We start from the raw sequence: 20,434 nt of genomic DNA on the forward strand, positions 1-20,434 counted from the left end.
AAGTCAATAATTCTCGCATTCTTTAAATCTTACAAAAATGTTTTAATTGTCTAAAAACTTAGTTAAACTATAGGAGTTATGCTGGAAAACCTTTTCTTGCCCTTTAACTCTAAAAATTTCACTAGTCTTTCAGATGAAAAGTTCATAATCAAATGGTCTGGCATATCAATGGTCATTAATACTTCTATTGCTTTATCAAATCTTCCTACATCAAAGGCTATGTGAGAGTCACTGCCTACAGTAATCATCACCTCATATTCCTTGCATAGCCTAGCTATCTCAATACAATTATTTAGACTTCCATGTCTACTTGATACAAAAGAACTGTTGTTTATCTCAATTAGTGTACCTGTTTCCTTAGCCTTTTTCACAACTCTTTCATAATCTATAGGAAATGCAGGATTTCCGGGATGAGCGATGATATCAACATTTTTATTTTCCATTGCTTTTATAATTGCATTAGTGTTCTTTTCTTCCCCTCCTGATTCTATACAGGCTTCATGTAATGAAGCGATGACAATATCGAGTTTTGCTAGGTGTTCATCTATTATATCTAAATTCCCATCAAAGTCCATTATATTTGCCTCTACGCCTCTAAGTATTTGAACTCCATATATAGCTTCTGGTATGACCTTTTGATTTAAAATGTGCCAAATATTCGGAGCTCCCTGCATTGCTGGTCCATGGTCTGTTATAGCAACTATTTCTAAACCTTTATTATTTGCTTCTCTCGCTATCTCCATGACTGTACTATATGCATGACCGCTTGCAAGAGTATGGCAATGTGTATCAATAACGAATTTCATGTAAAATACAACTCCTTTACTTAATATTGACCTTGTCTATTTTCAGCTTGTTTTTTCTTTTCATACTCTTCCTTCATCCTTCTATCTAATTCCATAGCTGCATTGTAGCCAAATTGCTTTTGTCTAGTATTTCTTGTAGCCACCTCAAGTATCATTGCAACATTTCTTCCTGGTCGTACTGGCATTGTTAGCTTAGGTACTTTTTTACCTAAAATATCAATATACTCATCATCCAATCCTAATCTATCATACTCTTTTTTAGGATCCCAATCCTCCAATTGTACTACTAAATCTATAGCTTCCCACTTTTTAACTGCTCCTGTTCCATATAGTCTTTCTATATCTAATATTCCAAGTCCTCTTATTTCTAAAAAATACCTGATAAGATCTGGTGATTCACCAATAAGCAAATCTTCTCCTACCTTCTTAACTTGAACAGCATCATCTGCAACAAGTCTATGACCTCTTTTCACCAGTTCAAGTGCAGTTTCACTTTTTCCTACTCCACTCTCTCCTGTTAATAATATTCCCATTCCATAGACTTCTACTAGTACTCCATGCATAGTTATTTGCGGAGCTAATGCTTCGTCTAAATAATTTACTAGTCTATTAGTAAATTTTGTAGTTACCATGTCAGTTCTAAGTACGTTTTTATCATACTTTTCCGCTGCCATAAGAATTTCATCAAAAACCTCAAGATTTCTCGTAAGTACAACTGCTGGTATTGGATACTGAAAAATTGAATCTATTCTTCTTGCTCTAATATCTTTTTCCATGCCTTGTAAAAAGTGCCATTCTGCATTTCCAATTATCTGAATCCTTTTATATCCAAAATACTTAAAAAAACCAGCAATCTGAAGCCCTAACCTATTTATTTCATTCCTGGTTATTTCAGAAACAGAATTTTTCGGTTTATATATAACCTCCAAACCTAAATCCTGTACTAATTTATCAATTGATACTGACCTCATACTATTCCTCCTTTGTTTGCTTATTATTTCTAAAAAAGTCATATACCTGCTGAGCAGCTAACTTGTTCATCCCTTCAACATCTGCCAGCTCTTCTACAGTTGCTTTTTTTATATTATCTACAGAACCAAAGACTCTTAAAAGAGCTTTCTTTCTTTTATCTCCAATCCCTTTAATATCATCAAGTATAGACTTTATCATTTTTTTATCTCTAAGGCTTCTATGGTATGTTATTGCAAATCTATGAGCCTCATCCTGTATTCTAGTTATTAGCTTAAAACTTTCGCTATTTGGTGGTAAACTTATTTCATCGTCTTCATATGTCAAAGCTCTGGTTCTATGAAAATCATCCTTTACAAGGCCACAAACAGGTATGTGGATACCTAACTCCTTTAAAACTTTCTTAGCTACATTAACCTGTCCTTTTCCCCCATCCATCATAATCAGATCTGGAAAAACTGAAAAGCTTTCTACTGTAGATAGGTTTTCTTTAATCATTTCTTTTTCCTTAATTCCTCTACTAAATCTTCTATATATGATTTCCTCCATGCTTCCATAGTCATCTGGACCAATTACTGTCTTTATTTTAAACCGTCTATAATCACTATTTTTTGACTGTCCATTTTCAAAAACTACCATGGAGCCAACTGATTCTACTCCTTGAATATTTGAAATGTCAAATGCCTCTATTCTTCTTGGTATATCATCAAGCTGTAAAACTTCTTTCAGCTCATTTAATGCCTTCTCATTGCCTTCCATCTTTCTTTTTAGCTTATCACTATATTTATCTAGCATGTCTAAGGCATTTTTCCTAACCATTTCAACTAATAAATTCTTCTCCCCACGTTTCGGAACTCTTATGCTTACCTTTGAGCCTCTCTTGTCACTAAGCCAGCTAGTGACAGTATCAATATCTTCGAATTCCTCTTCTATTAGTATTTCTTTAGGCACATATGAGGTTCCTATATAAAATTGCTTTACAAAGGAACTGAGTATATCACCTCTACTTTGATATTCAGTGTCTGTAAGTATAAAATGCTCTCTGCCTGTAACTTTTCCGCCCCTTACAAAAAATATTTGTACACAAGCCTCATCTATTCCTGTTGCCATTCCTATTATATCCTGATCTACCATAGTAGTTGTAGATACAATCTTCTGTTTTTCCAGCATTAAATTTAATGAATTTATCTTATCTCTATATTTTGCAGCATTTTCAAAGTCCAAATTCTTGGCAGCTTCTTTCATTTTATCCTCTATTATCTCTATAAGTTTTTCTTCTTTGCCATTTAAAAACATGATAATTTCATCTATCATTTCCATATATTTTTTCTCGTCCACATCATGATGACATGGTCCAAAGCATTTCCCTATATAATAGTTAAGACAAGGTCTTTGTCTTTTTTCATTTTTATTAAAATTCATCTTACATGTTCTAAGAGGATATAGATTATTGATAATATCTAATGTATCATTTACGGCACCTACACTAGTATAAGGGCCAAAATATTTTGCCCCATCTTTAATAATCCTCCTAGTCTTCATTACCCTTGGAAACATTTCATTTGTAGTGACCTTTATATATGGATACTGCTTATCATCTCTAAGTAAAATATTGTACTTAGGTTTATGTTTTTTTATTAAATTCGCCTCAAGAATTAAAGCTTCTACTTCTGTATCTGTAATAATATACTCAAACTCCTCTATATTTTTCACCATTGCATTTACTTTTGGTGTATGGTTTTTTGACGATTGAAAATATTGCCTAACTCTTTTTTTAAGAGATATAGCTTTGCCAACATATATTATCTGTTCATTCTTATCTTTCATCAAATATACACCAGGTTTATCTGGTAGCTTTTTTAACTCTTCTTCTATATTAAACAATGATTTCACCCTTATTTCTTTAATAATATATAATTATAATACCACATTTAGTGTTGTTTAAATTGAAAAAATGTATATAATTTAGATAGTAGAAAGTTTTTATTCAGGAGGTAAATCATGTCGCAAACGAAAAAAGCTGTAATATTCTTTTTATCATTTTTCACTATTATAATATTATTATCTCTATTATTTCAATCCATGAGCGCTCTTTTCGTTAATATGAATGAGAGTTTAATGTTCAATGTTATTTCTCCCTTGTTTACTACTATAGGACTAGTAATGTTTTTAATATTACAGTCAGTAATAAGATATTTATTTTATAGAAAGACTTTAAACTCCAATACTAATTTGGTGTATGCTAGTATAACCAAATTTGGTATGAAAGAAAGAATGCTTCCTTATGCATTTCTTATACTAATACATTTAGCGCCCTTTTTGGGTAATATAATATTTGATCATACTTTTATGATTCGAATTCTACTTTTTATAGGCTCTATAATCATTATTGAGTTATTGCTAAGAGTATCTAACAAAAAAACTAAGGTATTCTTTCAGAGAAGTGGAATCCTGATTGCTGGCTTCGATGCTAGGCTGGAGATTCCTTTAGGTGTGAGTATAAATATTAAAAATGATTCAGGCTTTTATAGCTACAATGATATTGAAGAATATGCAGTATTACCTGACCGTATTGAGCTTAAACTAGTGAACAGTTATGGCAAAATTGAGTTTATGGCCAATGGAGAATTAAAAAGACAGATTACTGGGTTAATGGTACAAAATAAAGTTCCTGTTAAGAAGGCAGCTGAATAGAGATATACAATTAAACCAACGGGGTTGCGCTCATTTTTAAGCGCAACCCCATTGATTTGCCTAGCTCCCTCAAGCTTACAGTTTTTGTGCATTATGAAGGTTGTCCTACGTTTTATCATTAAAATTATAGCTTAAATTCTGAAATGCTTCGTTTCATTTCATCTGCTAAGTTACCTAAGTATTCGCTAGAACTTGCAATTTGCTCCATTGAAGCTGTTAATTCCTCAATAGATGCAGACGCCTCTTCTGTTCCAGCTGCATTTTCCTCTGCTATTGCTGACAGATTTTGTGTAAGGTCTATTAACTTGTTTTTTCTTATATTCATTTCCTTTGCTGAATCATTAAGTCTTATAATTATAGTTTTCACAATATCAATGGCTAATGCAATAGTTTCAAACTTAGTCTTAGTTTCCTCAACACTAATTTTTTGTTCATCAGCTAGCTCTTTTATTTCTAACATTTCCTGCACTGCATTTTCAGAATCTGTTTTTAAATATAAAATTAGTTCTTTTATCTCTTCAGTAAAGCTATTAGACTGATCTGCTAACTTCCTTATTTCTTCAGCAACTACAGCAAATCCTTTTCCAGCCTCCCCAGCTCTTGCTGCTTCTATAGCTGCATTAAGAGCTAACAAATTAGTTTGCTCAGATATTTTCTTGATCATCTCGCTTGCAGCTTCTATTTTTTCTGCATTTTCCTTATTATTTATGACGATATTATTTATATGCTCTATTACTTCATTGTTTTTCTCTGTTTTTTGGATAAGTCCTCCGAGAACTATAAACCCATCCTCTTTTTGATTGTCTATTTTTTCTATAGCATTGTTAAGTTCTCTAGTACAATCATCACATTCATCAAATAGCTTTCCAATATCCTCAATGTATCCTGCAGATATTTCAGTATCTTTGGCTTGTTCACTTGCCCCCTTAGCTATTTCCTCTACAGCCTTAGCAACCTCATCTGATGCTATGGCTGTCTGATTTGTGACATCGATAAGTTCAGATGAAGAAGTACCTACATGTTGAGAAACTTCCATAGTTTTTCCAATAATGTTCCTGAAATTGCTTTGCATTTTTATAAGAGCCTTTGCTATACTACCAATTTCATCATCTCTTTTACTATATAAATTTACCTCTTTATCTCGCTTAAACGTCAGATTATAATTAGACAATGTCTCAATTTCTTCAGTTAGACTTATTATACTCTTTGCAATACTATTAGAACGTACAAATAGTACTATACCTAAAAGAATGCAAGAAAATAGCCCAATTCCTCCAATGAAGTATATATTTCTTTTAATACTTGAATCTATCCTTTCAATAGATAACCCAAGGTTCAGTATCCCTACTTTTTGCCCTTCTATAGTAATAGGAGCCATTACATCATATACTGTAACATTTTTACTTTCTAAAAAATATTCACGTATATAATAATCTCCATTCTCAATAGCATTAACAATGTTCTCATCTGCTAAAAAATCCCCTATCGTAAATAACTCAGCATCACTAGTTGCTTCTATTTCCATATCATTATTAATAAAAGTAGCATAAATTATCTCTTCATTTTGTGATAACTCTAGTGATAGGTTTTGATATCCATATCTTTGAGTCATTTCATGGACTTTATCGCCTGATATTGCAATTTGAACGAATTCCCCATTTGGTGCCTTTACTGCCCCAAATTTATAATATTTTTCTTCTTCTGAAGCCATATCTCTTCTAATATCTTCCATGATTTCTTTTTCATTACTTCTTGAAAATATAGTTAGTGGATGGTCTTCACCTGGTTGCCAGCCAATGTCACCTCTCACAGTAGAATGTGTCATGACTCTATCAATACCATACCAATATATTTCATCAATAGTAGATCTATTAGCTATTTCATCTAGCAACTCATTGCTCAAATTTTCACGATTAGCTATGACATCACGGGCTGCTGTTCTCATATTTTCTTCTAACATAGCATTAATTTCTTTTAATGCATATCTATTGTCTTCTATTCTCTTGATAACTTGTTGTACTAGCTCTTGGCTATGTGCCTCCATCTCATTGACTAAGCTTTGTCTTAATAAGACAGAAGATATAACTCCTATAAGCAAAATACCAATACACACAGCTATTAAAGGAAAAACTGTTATCTTACTTTTAATTGATCCTCTCTTTTTATCTTTTTTATGCATTTTAACACTCCCCCTCTAATTCATAATAACTTGATTGTGCTGATACTCTCTAATATTGATAATAAATATATACGCACGATTAAATTGTTATGTTCACCATCCTTATGTTATATATTTTTTTGCAATCGTTTTCCCAGACTTCATACAGTACACATATGTCTATTACTATACCAAGTTTCATGCCAACTTTTAATTACTAGTAATAATTCTCATATCAATTAAGCAAATAGCTTTACCTTCTTGTTCAGATAGTAGTCTATTATTTACTTCTTAAAGTTGAATATAAAGTAAACAAGTATGAAATAATCACATACTATGAAATTATTTCATACTTGCTTGCTTCATTTTCAGATTAATTTACCGCGTACAAAAATCGTCAGGTATTCATAAAATACATATCTGCCGATTTCATCTAATTTTTATGATTTGCTTAAGAGGATTAAAACTATAATGTATGTTTTCTATCTATTATACTTCCTTCAGTATATATATAATCATACTCCTATTGTTTTAAAAGTATCAAGGAACTCAAATAAAAAATATATGCACTACATATTTTTTAAGTAAAATATAGCTAATTGGGTTCTATCTCTTAATTTCAACTTCTCCAAGAGTCCAGATATATAGTTTCTAACAGTACCATCACTTAACTTAGCCCCTATTTCTTTATTAGATAAGCCTTCTGATATGAGTTGTAATATCTCCAGTTCTCGACTTCCTAATTCATAATTAATTTTAGACTTATGAAGCTTATCTTTTAACATTAATGTTAAAGTATTTACCACTTCTTTATCTAGAACAGTATTGCCTCTATATACAGTTCTTAAACTGTCAATTATACTGTCAGAAGATTGATTCTTTAATATATAGCCTTCTGCACCATTTTTCACTGCTTCTTTTATGTATTCATCATCCTTAAAGGTTGTTAATATGATAATCTTTATATCATTAAAATGTTCTTTTATGAGCTTTGTACCTAGTACTCCATCCATTATAGGCATTCTTATATCCATAAGAACTATATCTGGTCTTAGCTTCTGACACAGTTCAAAGGCTTGTTGTCCATTAGATGCTATTCCTACTACTTCTATATCTGATTCCAAGCTTAAAAGTAATTTAAGACTGTCCCTAATTAACGCGTCATCATCAACTATTAGAACCTTCAATGCACACACCTCCTTGAACATTTTCTCTTGGAATAATAGCAACTATCATAAACCCATCATTTGAATCTATAGAAATATTTCCACAGCAATATAAATAAATTTAAAGTTAAAAGTCCTAAGCTTAACTTAAGTAGTCGCATTGCTAGAATAAGCACTATGATAATTTGGATACCTATAATTGTTATAAAACTTAGAATATTTTGCAGCATATAACTTTTGTTAGTAACAGGTGAGCTAAATACTCTAGTAATTGTTGTGAGTGCAATAGAGTGCAATAGGGACAGTGCAATAGGGACAGTGCAATAGGGACAGTGCAATAGGGACAGTGCAATAGGGACGGTTCTTTTTGCATTACTTTCTTGATGCAAAAAGAACCGTCCCTACTGCATTTTTACCTAATACTATTTATCAAATCATCAATATTTGAATAGGGAGCATTTAAGGTTTTAGCCCGTTGAAGCTCTTGTTTGGCTTGTTCAAACTGCCCCATATCGTAATAAACAATTCCTAGCATATAGTGTCCATCTTTAGGGGACAATTTTGCCAAAGTCTTAGCATATTCTACTGCTTTATTATAGTTACCAGTTATTGCTTCCGCCTTCGTAGTTATCCAAAGTACCTCTATTTTGATATTTTTATTTGTAGGCTTTTGATTTAAAATCTCTTCTCCTAAACTTGCTGCTTCCTTCCAATTTTGATTGGAATCATATTTATATAGTTCTTCCAGTTTTACAAGTACATTATTGTTTCCATAATTAAAGCCATATACTAATCCAGAAGCTCCAATTACTATAGTTAATAGAATAAATATTGTCTTACTAAGATACCACTTCCTGTTGTTATCTTTAACCTTTACTATTCCAGAAGCTAGAAATCCACCTAATAAACCACCCATGTGTCCAAAGTTATCTATACCTGTATTCATAAATCCATAAGCCAAATTTATTGCTAAAGTTATGAGGATACTTCTACCAAAATAAATCTTAAAAAGATTGGGAAATTCAACACCAAAGTATAAAAGTGTTCCCAACAATCCGAATATAGCTCCTGAAGCACCAACTGAAGGATTTATTGAAAACATAAAGCTTAGGAGACTTCCCATAAATCCAGCTGTTACATATATAAATAGAAACTTGCCTTTGCCATATATTCTTTCTACTGTTGGTCCAACGGCATATAAAGAATAACAATTGACAAGCAAATGTGTAAAATCAGCATGTAAAAATATTGGGGTTATAAATCTCCAGTACTGACCATTTATAATATTGATATTGATTTTAGCTCCAAAATCAAATAATAATTGACTGTAACTTCTGCCAGTTCTTAATGAAATATAATTCAGCAAAGCCCACATTGCTACATTAACAATGATTAATATATATGTGATTATTGGCCTCTTAACATTTAGGGTCACTACTTTTCTTACTTGATAATAGTTCCCTTCATTATAATTCATATTATTTTCATCCATAATCATAATCCTTTCTAGTTTTTAATTTGTCTACTACAATCACCTTCATATTAAATATTGTATTGTTATTAATAAAATATTTCAACTTAAACCTTCTACTTATAGGTAATAGCACTAATTTATTAATCATATAATCCTAGTAATAAGTCATAGGGAGGGAGATAATGGTTATATTTATTAGAACACAAATGATTAAGGCAGTATTAGTAGTTATGGCCCTCTTAGTCATACTTCTATTAGGAATGTACTTTTTCAGTCAATATGATAATAACTCTACTGTATTTGTAGATGATAGTATGAAAGAGTTCCTGACTTTAAAGGTTCAAGATATATTTAATAAAAGGAACCAAGCAATACTTAATAAAAAGTCCGATATTCTAGATAGCTTATATGATAAATCAGTACGAAATGGCCTATGGGCATATGAGCATGAGATAAAAAAAATGAAATACCTTCATAGTTGGTCAAATAGGCAATCTGTGGATTTCACAAACATTAACTCACAAATTATAGTTAGAAGTATTAAAGAAAAAGGAAATGGCTATACCTTAAATATTCTGGCATCAACAGAATATGAGTACTATTATTTAGATAGTCCTGAAATTAAAAATACTTTTAGAATTGGTACTTATCATTCCCTTGATCTAATGCCGAAGGACGATAAACTTTTAATCACAAAGGAATGGTATACTGATCCCTTTGCTGATTCATTACATTTAGATGAGTTGAAAAACGAAGAAATAAAAAAGATTATTTCATCTGGAGAGCCTAGGGACCTATCTTCATTAAATGAACGCCGAATAAAAGCAGTAGAATATGCTGATAAATTCTGTGGTGCGGCAAGCCTTCCTGAGCATGGATTTAAATATAATCCTAAATACAGAAACTATAATTCTCAAGGTGGAGATTGTACTAATTTTGCTTCTCAGATAATGTATGCAGGGGGCTTTAAAAAAAATGGCACCTGGAATTATTCAAATGGAGCTGGGTCTAAAGCTTGGGTAAATGCACAGGGCTTCAAAGATTATATGCTTTATAGTGGAAGAGCATCTTTAATAACCAATGGAAGCTACGATAAGGTTTTGAAGGCTTCCTATAAGTTACTACCTGGTGATATAGTAGCTTATGAGAAGAAAGGGAAAATTGCTCATATATCTATTGTAACAGGCATAGATTCTAAAGGATATGCTCTTGTAAACTCTCATAACTCTGACAGATACAGAGTTCCATGGGATTTGGGCTGGAATGATAAAGGAATTAAGTTTTGGCTCATTCATGTCCATTTTTAAATATAATTTAAGTAGCAAGGGTTATTTAAGTTATCCCTTGCTTTTATTTTGTGCTGAATAAGAATATACTAATCGGTTTTATATATAATTAATATTATTAATTATGTAATTAAAATAATTAAGTTTAAGCTTTAATATTTTTATAAAATGTATTGACAATTTTAAAATATCAATTACAATAATAATATAACCGGAAAATTAAAAACTGTCATAAGGAGGTTCAGCACCATGAAGGATTTGCTATTAAAAAGAAAAAGTAAGTTTATTTTGTACGTCATAGCTTGCTTTCTACCAGTAATAGATACCTTGTTAAGAAATGTCTCCATAGCACTACTAATTGGAAGTATAGAAAGAGGAGATATTGATTACTTTTTAAAAGTCCTTGCACTTTCAATCTTTTTTACTATCTTTGGTGTTGTGCTCTATGTTATATCTAGATTCATGAGAATCAGCTATATGAGAGATACAATCTTAGACGTAAGAATAAATGCTTTCGACAGAATTTTAAAATATTCATATAAGAATTTTAGTAAAAAATCTAAAGATGTATACATATCAAATCTTGTAAATGACATCAATATTTTTGAACAAAACTTCTTTCTAAGGCTAATAAATACAATTTTTCAAGGTGGATGGTATCTTGTATCTTTAATAATACTATTTTTCTTGGATTTTAAGTTCGCATCAGGAATTTTTGCTGTATCTATAATAATGTTTTTCATAAGTAAATCCTTTGAAAGTAAGACTGTAAGATTGCAGGAAGAAGTTTCTGAAAATAATGAAAATTTTACTACAAATATTTCTAATACTTTTAATGGACTTGAAATATTAAAGCTAAACAATATAGAAGACAAGTTTCTATATAATACTCTAAAAGCCATAGATAAGGTAGAGAAAAAGAAGCTTTATTATACTGTATTTACTGATGGACAGAGAAGCTTTACTAACTTTCTTGGCTTTGGAATATTTGTTGGTATAATACTGTATTGTATTAATTTAGTTTTGCAAGGGGCATCTTTTACTAAGATAACATTGATGATACAATTATCTAACGGTTGTATATGGCCTATAGTTCAAATCCTTCCTTGGTTTAATGAATTAAAGGCTTCAGCTAAAATATACGATAAGATTACTAGGGATGATGAAGAAAAGGTTTCAGATATAGTGAAAGAAAAAGAATTTAAGTTTGAATCAAAATTAGAAGTAAGCAATCTAGAGTTTAACTATGACAACAAAGAAGTTTTTAAGGGGGCATCCTTTACTATTGAGAAGGGAAAAAAATATCTGCTTAAAGGTGCTAGTGGAGCTGGAAAATCAACTTTAATTAACCTTCTTTCAATGGTCAATGATGACTACAAAGGAAAGATAGCTTTAGACGGCATAGATTATAGAGAGATTAACGAAAAAAGCTTCAACGACAATATAGCTTTTATCTATCAAGATGTGTTTTTATTTGAAGATACTATTTACAATAATATTGCATTATTCAAGGAAATACCGGAAGAAAAAATATTAAAGGCTGCTGAAGGAGCTGGATTATCAGAGTTTCTTAAAGAAAGAGCAGAAGGATTACAGGAAAAACTAATGGAAAATGGTAAGAATCTCTCCGGTGGTCAAAGACAGAGAATATCTATAGCTAGAGCATTGGCAAAAGGTGCTAATATTTTATTTGTAGATGAAGCTACATCAAGCTTAAATGAAGAACTAGGTAGAGCCATAGAGAATACACTTTTATCCTTAGATAGTACAGTTATTGCCATCTCTCATAGATACTATGAAGGGCTTAGTGAAAAATATGATTATGTACTTGAGGTAAAAGACGGTCAAGTATATCAACATAATAGTCAGGAGTACTTTAACATGGAGGCGATGGCTATATGAAGAAATCAATATTTAAAGCAATTCCATATCTAATATTAGTTACTATTATTGCCTTAGTATGTGCTGTACTAGAAGGTGCTTTATCTATTTCAATGATGAAGACTATTGATATAGCTGTATCTGGTAATATGGATTCATTTAAAAGTGAAGCAATAAAGCTCATAATTCTTGCATTGTCAATATTGCCTGCTAGTATTCTATTATCCTTTGGAAAAGGACTTTATAAAAGAAAGGCTATATTGTCAGCAAAAATTAATTTTGTTAGTAGAGTATTTAAGAAAAACATCAATGAGTTTCAAAGAGATAATAATGCAAAGTATGTGTCTGCCTTAACTAATGATGTAAATACTATTGAAACTAATTATATAGATGGAATATATGAGGTTATACTGGGAATTATATACTCCATAGTTAGTGTTGGAGTTATCGCATATGTTAGCCCAGTTGCACTTGGAATCGGAACTGGTATAGGTGTTATCAGTACTCTACTTTCTATTTTAATAGGTAGGCCTATGCAAAAGCACCATAATCAGAGAAGCGAGCTTTATGAGGGTTATACCTCTTATATTAAAGAGGTTCTAAGCGCCTTTCATATAATCAAATCTAATAACTTAACTGATAAAGTAAAGAGTGATTTTTATAACAAAAGCCATAGTATTCAACAAAAAGGATATATTATTGACAAAATATATACCTATATCAGTGCCCTACAAAATCTTAATATGATACTTGCTCTTATGGCTCTACTTGGTATATCAGCTTATATGGCCATAAAGGGAAGCCTCACTTTAGGAGGAGTTATACTAATTATCAACAATATGGAAAAAATCATTGTACCTATAATGAGGTTTGGAGAATGGATGCCTAAGATATTTGCAACTAAGAAGTTATTCTCAAAGATTGAGGATACTCTTACAAATCAAGATAATTATGAAGAAACTATTTCTTTAGAAAGCTTCAATGATTCAATTGAGTTTAGTAACGTAACTTTTGGATATGAAGATGAAGATATCTTACAAAATATTAGTCTATCTCTGAAAAAAGGCGAAAAATATTTAGTAATAGGACCTAGTGGTGGTGGAAAATCTACACTATTAAAGCTATTAAGAAAATACTTCTCACCTAAGAGTGGAGAAATATTAATAGACAATCAAAATCTTAAGGATATTATTAAAACAAGCTATTTTAGACATATATCAAATATAGAACAAAATGTGTTCCTATTTGAAGATACTTTAAAAAATAATATTACTTTATATAAAGATTTTTCAGATGAGGAAATAAATACTGCTATTGAAAACGCAGGATTAAAAAGCTTTATTGAAGCTCTTCCCCAAGGATTAGATACTATAATTTATGATAATGGTAAGAATATCTCTGGTGGTGAAAAGAGCAGAGTCGCCATAGCTAGAGGGCTTCTTCAAAAAGCAGATATTATCTTTTTAGATGAAGCCTTCGCAAGCTTAGACTCTAAAATTGCCAAGGAAATAGAAAATACTATTCTCAATCTAGAGGGAATAACAGTAGTAAATGTAAGCCATGTAATATTTGAAGAGTCAAAGAAAAAGTATGATAATGTGTTTGTTGTTAAAAATAAAGGAGTTTACTCAGTTTAGAAACATTACTTTTTTCATTCCCCTAAAGCAGGACAACGGACTTATTGCTTCGTTCTCCTGCTTTATTTATGCCACTTTATCTGATATAATAAATATACCAAATAGAGGAAAAGCTAAGGTGATTGAAATGAAAATAATTATAGATGCTGATGGCTGTCCTGTAGTAGAGTTAACCATTAAAATAGCTAAAGAATATAAGATAGGAGTCACTATAGTAAAAAACTATGCCCACGAAATCTACGATGACTATGCCACTGTAATCACTGTAGACCTAGCTCCAGATAGTGTTGATTATTATATAGTCAATATTACTGAAAAAAATGATATAGTAGTGACTCAAGATTATGGTCTTGCAGCTATGGTTTTGTCAAAGCTTGGAATATGCATCAATCAAAATGGACTTATTATATCTAATGATAATATTGATGAGCTTTTGAGAAGAAGGCATTTTCACAGCGAGTTACGACGAAAACATAAGTACTATACTAAAGCTAAAAAAAGAGAGTCTGATAATAATATTGAGTTTGAAAGGAATTTAAGGACTTTAATCGAGAAGAATATGAAAATGTTATAATACAACAAAAAATAAAGGGTGGGGACGATGCCAATTTTTATATCCTCAGAGAATGAGCGCAACAGAAAGCTTCCTAAATAGCATGAGGGGTTGGCCTGAAAGCCACCCCATATATTATATGAACATTATTATCCCTCTAACCATTCCATTCTTATCAATAACTGCACCTAAAACATCTCCACACTTTAAATCCTCAAATTCAATATTCATGACTTTGTCATTTCTTTGAAGAATTATTATTGCATCATCTTTTACAGTTAGTATTGGAGTGATTTCTATGGAGTTGTCGTCTATGTGCTGCTCTATTTCTATGGTTCTATTTTTATGGTCTATCTTAGTTATCATTCCATATACAAACTTTTCTCCATTTAAATAATCACACTCTGGAAAATCCTTATACTTATTTATGATAACCTTATTTGCACTATTATCCCATTTAACTTCGCATCCTATGCCTTCTGCTACTGCCCTAATTGGTACAAAGGTTCTGTTATTATAAATAAATGGTTCTGTATCTGTTTCAATTATCTCTCCATTTACTTCTATTCTTGTCCCATTAATTAGTACGTCAATTCTTTTGAAATATCCTCCTGCAAAGGAGGTAGCTGATAATAGTAGAATTATACCTATGAATAAAATTAATAAAGCCTTTTTCATAATAAAACCCCCTAATCTGTTATAATATGAGTTTTGACAAATTAGAGGGATTTATTCAAATATATTATTTTTCTAGCATTTTTTTAAGAAATTGTCCAGTATAGGACTCCTCAACACTGCATATCTCCTCAGGTGTTCCTTGAGCTACTATAGTTCCACCCTTGTCTCCTCCTTCAGGTCCTAGGTCAATTATATAGTCAGATGTCTTTATAACATCTAGATTATGCTCTATAACTAATACAGCATTTCCAGCATCTACTAATTTATTTAACACCTTTATAAGCTTGTGTATATCTGCTATATGAAGTCCTGTTGTAGGTTCATCAAGAATATATAATGTCTTTCCTGTACTTCTCTTGCTAAGCTCAGTAGCTAACTTTACTCTTTGTGCTTCTCCACCTGAAAGTTGTGTTGAAGGTTGCCCTAGCTTAATATAGCCTAATCCAACTTCATACATAGTTTCTATTTTTCTCTTTATGCTTGGTATACTATCAAAGAATTCTAAGGCCTCCTCCACTGTCATATCTAAAATATCAGAGATAGTTTTGCCTTTATATTTAACTTGTAGGGTTTCTCTATTGTATCTCTTGCCCTTGCATACCTCACAAGGAACATACACATCTGGAAGGAAGTGCATTTCAATTTTTAATATACCGTCTCCCTTACAAGCTTCACATCTTCCTCCTTTTACATTAAAGCTAAACCTTCCTTTGCTATATCCTCTTGCTTTTGCCTCAGGAGTCATAGCAAATAAGTCTCTAATCTGGTCAAACACTCCTGTATATGTTGCAGGATTCGATCTTGGAGTTCTTCCTATAGGTGATTGGTCAATTTCAATAATCTTATCTATATGTTCAATTCCAAGAATTTTTTTATGCTTTCCAGGTTTGTCTTTAGATCTATACAATTCCTGTGCCAAGCTTTTATAAAGTATTTCATTTACTAAAGTACTTTTCCCTGATCCAGAAACACCAGTAATAGATGTGAATACTCCAAGAGGTATCTTAACATCTATATTTTTCAAATTGTTTTCTGAGGCACCTTTTATTTCAATCCATTTACCATTAAGCTTTCTTCTTTCCTTTGGAACCTCTATTTTCTTTTTGCCGCTTAAATATTGTCCAGTAATAGACTCTTCACATTTTTTAATATCGTCAATAGTTCCTTCTGCTATTATATATCCACCATGAACACCTGCACCTGGTCCTATATCTACTATATGATCAGCACAATACATAGTATCCTCGTCATGCTCGACTACTATTAGAGTATTACCTAAGTCAGTTAAATTTCTAAGAGCTTTTAATAGCTTATCATTGTCTCTTTGATGAAGCCCGATGCTTGGTTCATCTAATACATATAGTACACCTACCAAACTTGAACCTATCTGAGTAGCTAGTCTAATTCTCTGTGCCTCTCCTCCTGAAAGAGTCCCGGCATTTCTTGACAGTGTAAGATAATCTAGTCCAACATCTACAAGAAAGTTTAGTCTTTCTTTTATCTCTTTAAGTATCTGATTAGCTATTTTCTCTTGCATTTCAGTAAGCTTTAATTCATTTACAAAATCTATTGCCTGTCTTACTGACATATCTGTAAACTCAGATATGTTAAGTCCTCCTACAGTAACTGCAAGTATCTCTGGCCTTAATCTATTCCCATTGCAATCAGGACATGGGATGATACTCATATATTCTTCTATTTTATCCTTCATATAATCAGAGTTTGTTTCGCTATATCTTCTTTCGAAATTAGGTATTACACCTTCAAAAGCCGCCTTAAAGGTTTTCCACCCTCCAAATCTGCTATCAAATTCAAATTCTAGTTCTCTTTCTCCTGTGCCGTAGAGTATATCATCTATTAATTCTTTTGGTGCCTCTCCAATAGGTGCATCTAAATCAAATTTATAGTATTCTGCAATAGCTCTAAACATTTTTATATAATATGTGTCATCAGAAGAATTTGCATAAGGGGCTATGGCACCCTGATTTATAGATATATTTTTGTTAGGAATAATGAGCTCAGGATCTATTTTCATGTGACTTCCTAGTCCATTACAAGTAGGACACATTCCAAAAGGGCTATTGAATGAAAACATTCTTGGTGCCAATTCTTCTATTCCTACACCACAGTCAGGACATGAAAGCTTTTGACTAAATAGTAGTTCTTCTTTTTCCAGTACATCTACTATAACAAGTCCATCTGAAAGCTTTAAGGCTGTTTCTAAGGAATCTGTTAGTCTCTTCTCTATTCCTTCCTTGACTACTATTCTATCTACTATTACTTCTATTGTGTGTTTTTTAGTTTTTTCAAGCTTTATGTCATCACTTAACTCCATCATTTCTCCATCTATTCTAACTCTGACAAAGCCCTCTTTTCTAATACTTTCAAGTACTTTTTGATGCTCTCCCTTACGTCCTCTAATAATCGGAGCAAGTAATTGAAGTTTTGTTCTTTCTTCTAGTGACATTATTTGATCTACCATCTGGTCTATTGATTGGGACGCAATCTCTTTTCCGCATTTATAACAGTGAGGAGTACCTATTCTAGCATATAGAAGCCTTAGGTAGTCATAAATTTCTGTTACTGTACCAACTGTAGATCTAGGGTTTTTGCTTGTTGTCTTTTGGTCTATTGATATAGCAGGCGACAGTCCTTCTATATATTCTACATCTGGCTTTTCCATTTGTCCTAAAAACTGTCTTGCATAAGCAGAAAGACTTTCTACATATCTTCTTTGTCCCTCTGCGTATATGGTATCAAATGCTAAGGAGGACTTTCCTGAACCACTTAAACCTGTTAGTACAATGAATTTATTCCTTGGAAGCTCTATATTTATATTTTTTAAGTTGTTTTCTTTAGCTCCTCTTATTATTATTTTATCTTTTAACATATTGCACCTCGTTTTTCTTAAATGAGTACTTAGATTCTAGATTCTTCGTTTAAAGCTCTTTTACAGTTTACCCTTTAACTCACTGATTTTATCTCTTAATTCAGCTGCTCTTTCAAATTGTAAATTCTCTGCTGCCTCAAACATTTCTATCTCTAGGTTTTTAATCAGAGCTATTAGTTCATCCTTATTAATTTCTTTTTCCTTGTCATATCCATATTTGTCATAGTCTTCTGCAACCTTAGTGGCCTCTATAACATCTCTAATTCCTTTTTTAATAGTTTGAGGGACGATATTATGTTCTTTGTTATACTCGATTTGTATATGTCTTCTTCTATTAGTTTCATCTATAGCTCTTTTCATTGAATTAGTGATGCTATCAGCATACATTATAACCTTACCATCTGCATTTCTAGCTGCTCTACCTATTGTCTGTACCATTGATGTTTCAGATCTTAAGAATCCTTCCTTATCAGCATCTAATATGGCCACTAATGAAACCTCAGGTAAGTCTAATCCTTCTCTTAACAGGTTAATACCTACTAAAACGTCGAACTTACCCATTCTAAGATCCCTGATTATTTCCATTCTTTCAATAGTCTTAATATCTGAATGCAAATAAGTTACCTTTATCCCTATTTCTTTAAAATAGTTTGTTAAATCTTCAGACATTTTTTTAGTAAGGGTAGTAATTAAAACTCTTTCATTACGCTCTGCTCTAATATTTATCTCTTTAACTAGGTCGTCTATTTGATTTCTAGTAGGTCTAACTTCAATCACTGGATCCAATAGTCCTGTAGGTCTGATAATTTGCTCTACAACTTGTTGAGAATGCTCCAACTCATAAGAACCAGGAGTAGCACTTACATATATAACCTGATTAATATGCTTTTCAAATTCTTCAAATTGAAGAGGTCTATTGTCTAGTGCTGATGGAAGTCTAAATCCATAATCAACTAATGTAGTCTTTCGAGATTTATCTCCTGCATACATTCCTCTGATTTGAGGTATAGTTACATGCGACTCATCTATAAACATTAGAAAATCATCTGGAAAATAGTCTAACAATGTATATGGCTTGCTTCCAGGTGGTCTAGCGCTAATGTGTCTTGAGTAATTTTCTATACCTTGACAAAATCCCATTTCTCTTAGCATCTCAATATCGTACATTGTTCTTTGCTTTAGTCTCTGAGCTTCTAGAAGCTTATCTTCTGCTATCAATTCTTTTACTCTTTCTTCTAACTCCTCTTCTATACTTTTAATTGCTCTCTCTATTTTCTCAGGACTAGTAGCATAGTGTGAAGCAGGAAATATAGAGATATGACTTCTTGTCCCGATTATTTCTCCTGTTAGTGCGTTGACCTCAGTTAATCTCTCTACTTCGTCTCCAAATAGTTCAACTCGAATAGCATTTTCGTTAGAAGATGCGGGAAATATTTCTATGACATCTCCTCTGACTCTAAAGGTCCCCCTTACAAAATTAATATCGTTCCTTTCATACTGTATATCTATAAGCTTTCTTAGTATCTCATCTCTATCCTTTATCATGCCAGGTCTTAGAGATAAAACTAAGTTTTCATAATCAATAGGGTCTCCTAAACCATATATACAGGAAACACTGGCTACTATTATAACATCTCTTCTTTCGAATAAAGCAGCAGTAGCTGAGTGTCTTAGCTTATCTATCTCGTCATTTATAGATGCGTCTTTTTCAATATAAGTATCTGTATGAGGTACATATGCCTCAGGTTGGTAATAATCATAATAGCTTACAAAATATTCTACAGCATTATCTGGGAAAAACTCTTTGAATTCACTGGTAAGCTGTGCTGCTAATGTTTTATTATGGGCTATCACTAGAGTTGGTTTTTGAGTCTTTTCAATAATATTTGCCATTGTAAAAGTTTTTCCAGAGCCTGTTACTCCTAAAAGAGTCTGATGCATAAGCTTGTTGTTTATTCCACAAACTAACTTTTCGATAGCCTTGGGCTGATCTCCCGTTGGCTTAAAATCAGACCTGATTTTAAATTTATTCATAGTATCACCTCATTTAGTGATGATAAATAATATATACCACAAAGAAAATAAAACTATATTTATAATTATTTGGAACATTTGTTCGTTTCCTATTATATATTTTGTCCCTATATAAGTCAATATACGAAAAAATATAATTTTAAAAAGATTTTTTTTAACTAGGCAGGGTATTCAGATTTATTGTTGAATATATAAAAGTAGTGCTAGG

At 31.8% G+C, this 20,434-nt stretch carries 14 protein-coding genes; 5 read left to right on the plus strand and 9 right to left on the minus strand.

Annotation, left to right across the window (positions count from 1 at the left end; all coding sequences use genetic code 11):
* Nucleotides 1-62 precede the first annotated feature (62 nt).
* From DW1_RS11505 to uvrC, 3 genes are read right to left on the minus strand one after another with little or no spacing between them, the layout of a single operon-like run.
* Nucleotides 63-806, minus strand: a complete 744-nt coding sequence (locus tag DW1_RS11505) for a phosphatase (protein ID WP_074350766.1) — start codon at nucleotides 804-806, stop codon at nucleotides 63-65.
* Nucleotides 807-826: 20 nt separating this feature from the next.
* Entirely contained in the window at nucleotides 827-1,777 is a 951-nt protein-coding gene (gene hprK / locus DW1_RS11510) for an HPr(Ser) kinase/phosphatase (protein WP_074350767.1), read from the minus strand.
* A 1-nt stretch (nucleotide 1,778) separates the two neighbouring features.
* Nucleotides 1,779-3,659, minus strand: a complete 1,881-nt coding sequence (uvrC, locus tag DW1_RS11515; protein ID WP_074350768.1) for an excinuclease ABC subunit UvrC — start codon at nucleotides 3,657-3,659, stop codon at nucleotides 1,779-1,781.
* Between the two features lie 117 nt (nucleotides 3,660-3,776).
* Between uvrC and DW1_RS11520 the strand changes: the two genes are divergently transcribed.
* A complete protein-coding gene (locus DW1_RS11520; RefSeq protein WP_074350769.1) occupies nucleotides 3,777-4,469 on the plus strand; it encodes a hypothetical protein in 693 nt (230 codons plus the stop codon).
* 124 nt (nucleotides 4,470-4,593) lie between these two features.
* Here DW1_RS11520 and DW1_RS11525 read toward each other — a convergent pair whose 3' ends face one another.
* The 3 genes from DW1_RS11525 to DW1_RS11535 form a co-directional block, all read right to left on the minus strand.
* Nucleotides 4,594-6,648, minus strand: a complete 2,055-nt coding sequence (locus DW1_RS11525; protein WP_074350770.1) for a methyl-accepting chemotaxis protein — start codon at nucleotides 6,646-6,648, stop codon at nucleotides 4,594-4,596.
* 548 nt (nucleotides 6,649-7,196) lie between these two features.
* Nucleotides 7,197-7,814, minus strand: a complete 618-nt coding sequence (locus DW1_RS11530) for a response regulator transcription factor (protein ID WP_074350771.1) — start codon at nucleotides 7,812-7,814, stop codon at nucleotides 7,197-7,199.
* A 391-nt stretch (nucleotides 7,815-8,205) separates the two neighbouring features.
* Nucleotides 8,206-9,270, minus strand: coding sequence for a rhomboid family intramembrane serine protease (locus DW1_RS11535; RefSeq protein ID WP_159433586.1), 1,065 nt, complete (start codon nucleotides 9,268-9,270; stop codon nucleotides 8,206-8,208).
* A gap of 179 nt (nucleotides 9,271-9,449) precedes the next feature.
* On the opposite strand from DW1_RS11535, the gene DW1_RS11540 reads away from it, so the two are divergent.
* The 4 genes from DW1_RS11540 to DW1_RS11555 all read left to right on the plus strand — a co-directional run bounded on the left by DW1_RS11540 (nucleotide 9,450) and on the right by DW1_RS11555 (nucleotide 14,645).
* A complete protein-coding gene (locus DW1_RS11540) occupies nucleotides 9,450-10,574 on the plus strand; it encodes an amidase domain-containing protein (protein ID WP_074350773.1) in 1,125 nt (374 codons plus the stop codon).
* Between the two features lie 228 nt (nucleotides 10,575-10,802).
* The gene (locus tag DW1_RS11545) at nucleotides 10,803-12,455 is read left to right on the plus strand and encodes an ABC transporter ATP-binding protein (protein ID WP_074350774.1); all 1,653 of its coding nucleotides are present in this window, start codon (nucleotides 10,803-10,805) and stop codon (nucleotides 12,453-12,455) included.
* On the plus strand, nucleotides 12,452-14,071 hold the full coding sequence (locus DW1_RS11550; protein ID WP_074350775.1) for an ABC transporter ATP-binding protein: 1,620 nt from the start codon (nucleotides 12,452-12,454) through the stop codon (nucleotides 14,069-14,071). The genes DW1_RS11545 and DW1_RS11550 overlap by 4 nt, the downstream gene beginning before the upstream one ends.
* A gap of 127 nt (nucleotides 14,072-14,198) precedes the next feature.
* Nucleotides 14,199-14,645, plus strand: a complete 447-nt coding sequence (locus tag DW1_RS11555) for a YaiI/YqxD family protein (RefSeq protein WP_074350864.1) — start codon at nucleotides 14,199-14,201, stop codon at nucleotides 14,643-14,645.
* A 114-nt stretch (nucleotides 14,646-14,759) separates the two neighbouring features.
* On the opposite strand, the gene DW1_RS11560 is transcribed toward DW1_RS11555, so the two are convergent.
* The 3 genes from DW1_RS11560 to uvrB form a co-directional block, all read right to left on the minus strand.
* Nucleotides 14,760-15,302: a copper amine oxidase N-terminal domain-containing protein gene (locus DW1_RS11560; protein ID WP_074350776.1), complete on the minus strand. Its 543-nt coding sequence runs from the start codon at nucleotides 15,300-15,302 to the stop codon at nucleotides 14,760-14,762.
* A 64-nt stretch (nucleotides 15,303-15,366) separates the two neighbouring features.
* On the minus strand, nucleotides 15,367-18,192 hold the full coding sequence (gene uvrA / locus DW1_RS11565; RefSeq protein ID WP_074350777.1) for an excinuclease ABC subunit UvrA: 2,826 nt from the start codon (nucleotides 18,190-18,192) through the stop codon (nucleotides 15,367-15,369).
* Between the two features lie 60 nt (nucleotides 18,193-18,252).
* Nucleotides 18,253-20,226, minus strand: a complete 1,974-nt coding sequence (gene uvrB / locus DW1_RS11570; RefSeq protein ID WP_074350778.1) for an excinuclease ABC subunit UvrB — start codon at nucleotides 20,224-20,226, stop codon at nucleotides 18,253-18,255.
* Nucleotides 20,227-20,434: the final 208 nt, after the last annotated feature.

Source organism: Proteiniborus sp. DW1, from assembly GCF_900095305.1.
Classification (GTDB): Bacteria; Bacillota; Clostridia; order Tissierellales; family Proteiniboraceae; genus Proteiniborus.

What these genes read in the sequence shown, in the direction of transcription:
- DW1_RS11505 (WP_074350766.1), bottom strand. Translation starts at nt 806, where the DNA reads ATGAAATTCGTTATTGATACACATTGCCATACTCTTGCAAGCGGTCAT.
- hprK (WP_074350767.1), bottom strand. Translation starts at nt 1,777, where the DNA reads ATGAGGTCAGTATCAATTGATAAATTAGTACAGGATTTAGGTTTGGAG.
- DW1_RS11520 (WP_074350769.1), top strand. Translation starts at nt 3,777, where the DNA reads ATGTCGCAAACGAAAAAAGCTGTAATATTCTTTTTATCATTTTTCACT.
- DW1_RS11525 (WP_074350770.1), bottom strand. Translation starts at nt 6,648, where the DNA reads ATGCATAAAAAAGATAAAAAGAGAGGATCAATTAAAAGTAAGATAACA.
- DW1_RS11535 (WP_159433586.1), bottom strand. Translation starts at nt 9,270, where the DNA reads ATGAATTATAATGAAGGGAACTATTATCAAGTAAGAAAAGTAGTGACC.
- DW1_RS11540 (WP_074350773.1), top strand. Translation starts at nt 9,450, where the DNA reads ATGGTTATATTTATTAGAACACAAATGATTAAGGCAGTATTAGTAGTT.
- DW1_RS11545 (WP_074350774.1), top strand. Translation starts at nt 10,803, where the DNA reads ATGAAGGATTTGCTATTAAAAAGAAAAAGTAAGTTTATTTTGTACGTC.
- DW1_RS11550 (WP_074350775.1), top strand. Translation starts at nt 12,452, where the DNA reads ATGAAGAAATCAATATTTAAAGCAATTCCATATCTAATATTAGTTACT.
- DW1_RS11555 (WP_074350864.1), top strand. Translation starts at nt 14,199, where the DNA reads ATGAAAATAATTATAGATGCTGATGGCTGTCCTGTAGTAGAGTTAACC.
- DW1_RS11560 (WP_074350776.1), bottom strand. Translation starts at nt 15,302, where the DNA reads ATGAAAAAGGCTTTATTAATTTTATTCATAGGTATAATTCTACTATTA.
- uvrA (WP_074350777.1), bottom strand. Translation starts at nt 18,192, where the DNA reads ATGTTAAAAGATAAAATAATAATAAGAGGAGCTAAAGAAAACAACTTA.
- uvrB (WP_074350778.1), bottom strand. Translation starts at nt 20,226, where the DNA reads ATGAATAAATTTAAAATCAGGTCTGATTTTAAGCCAACGGGAGATCAG.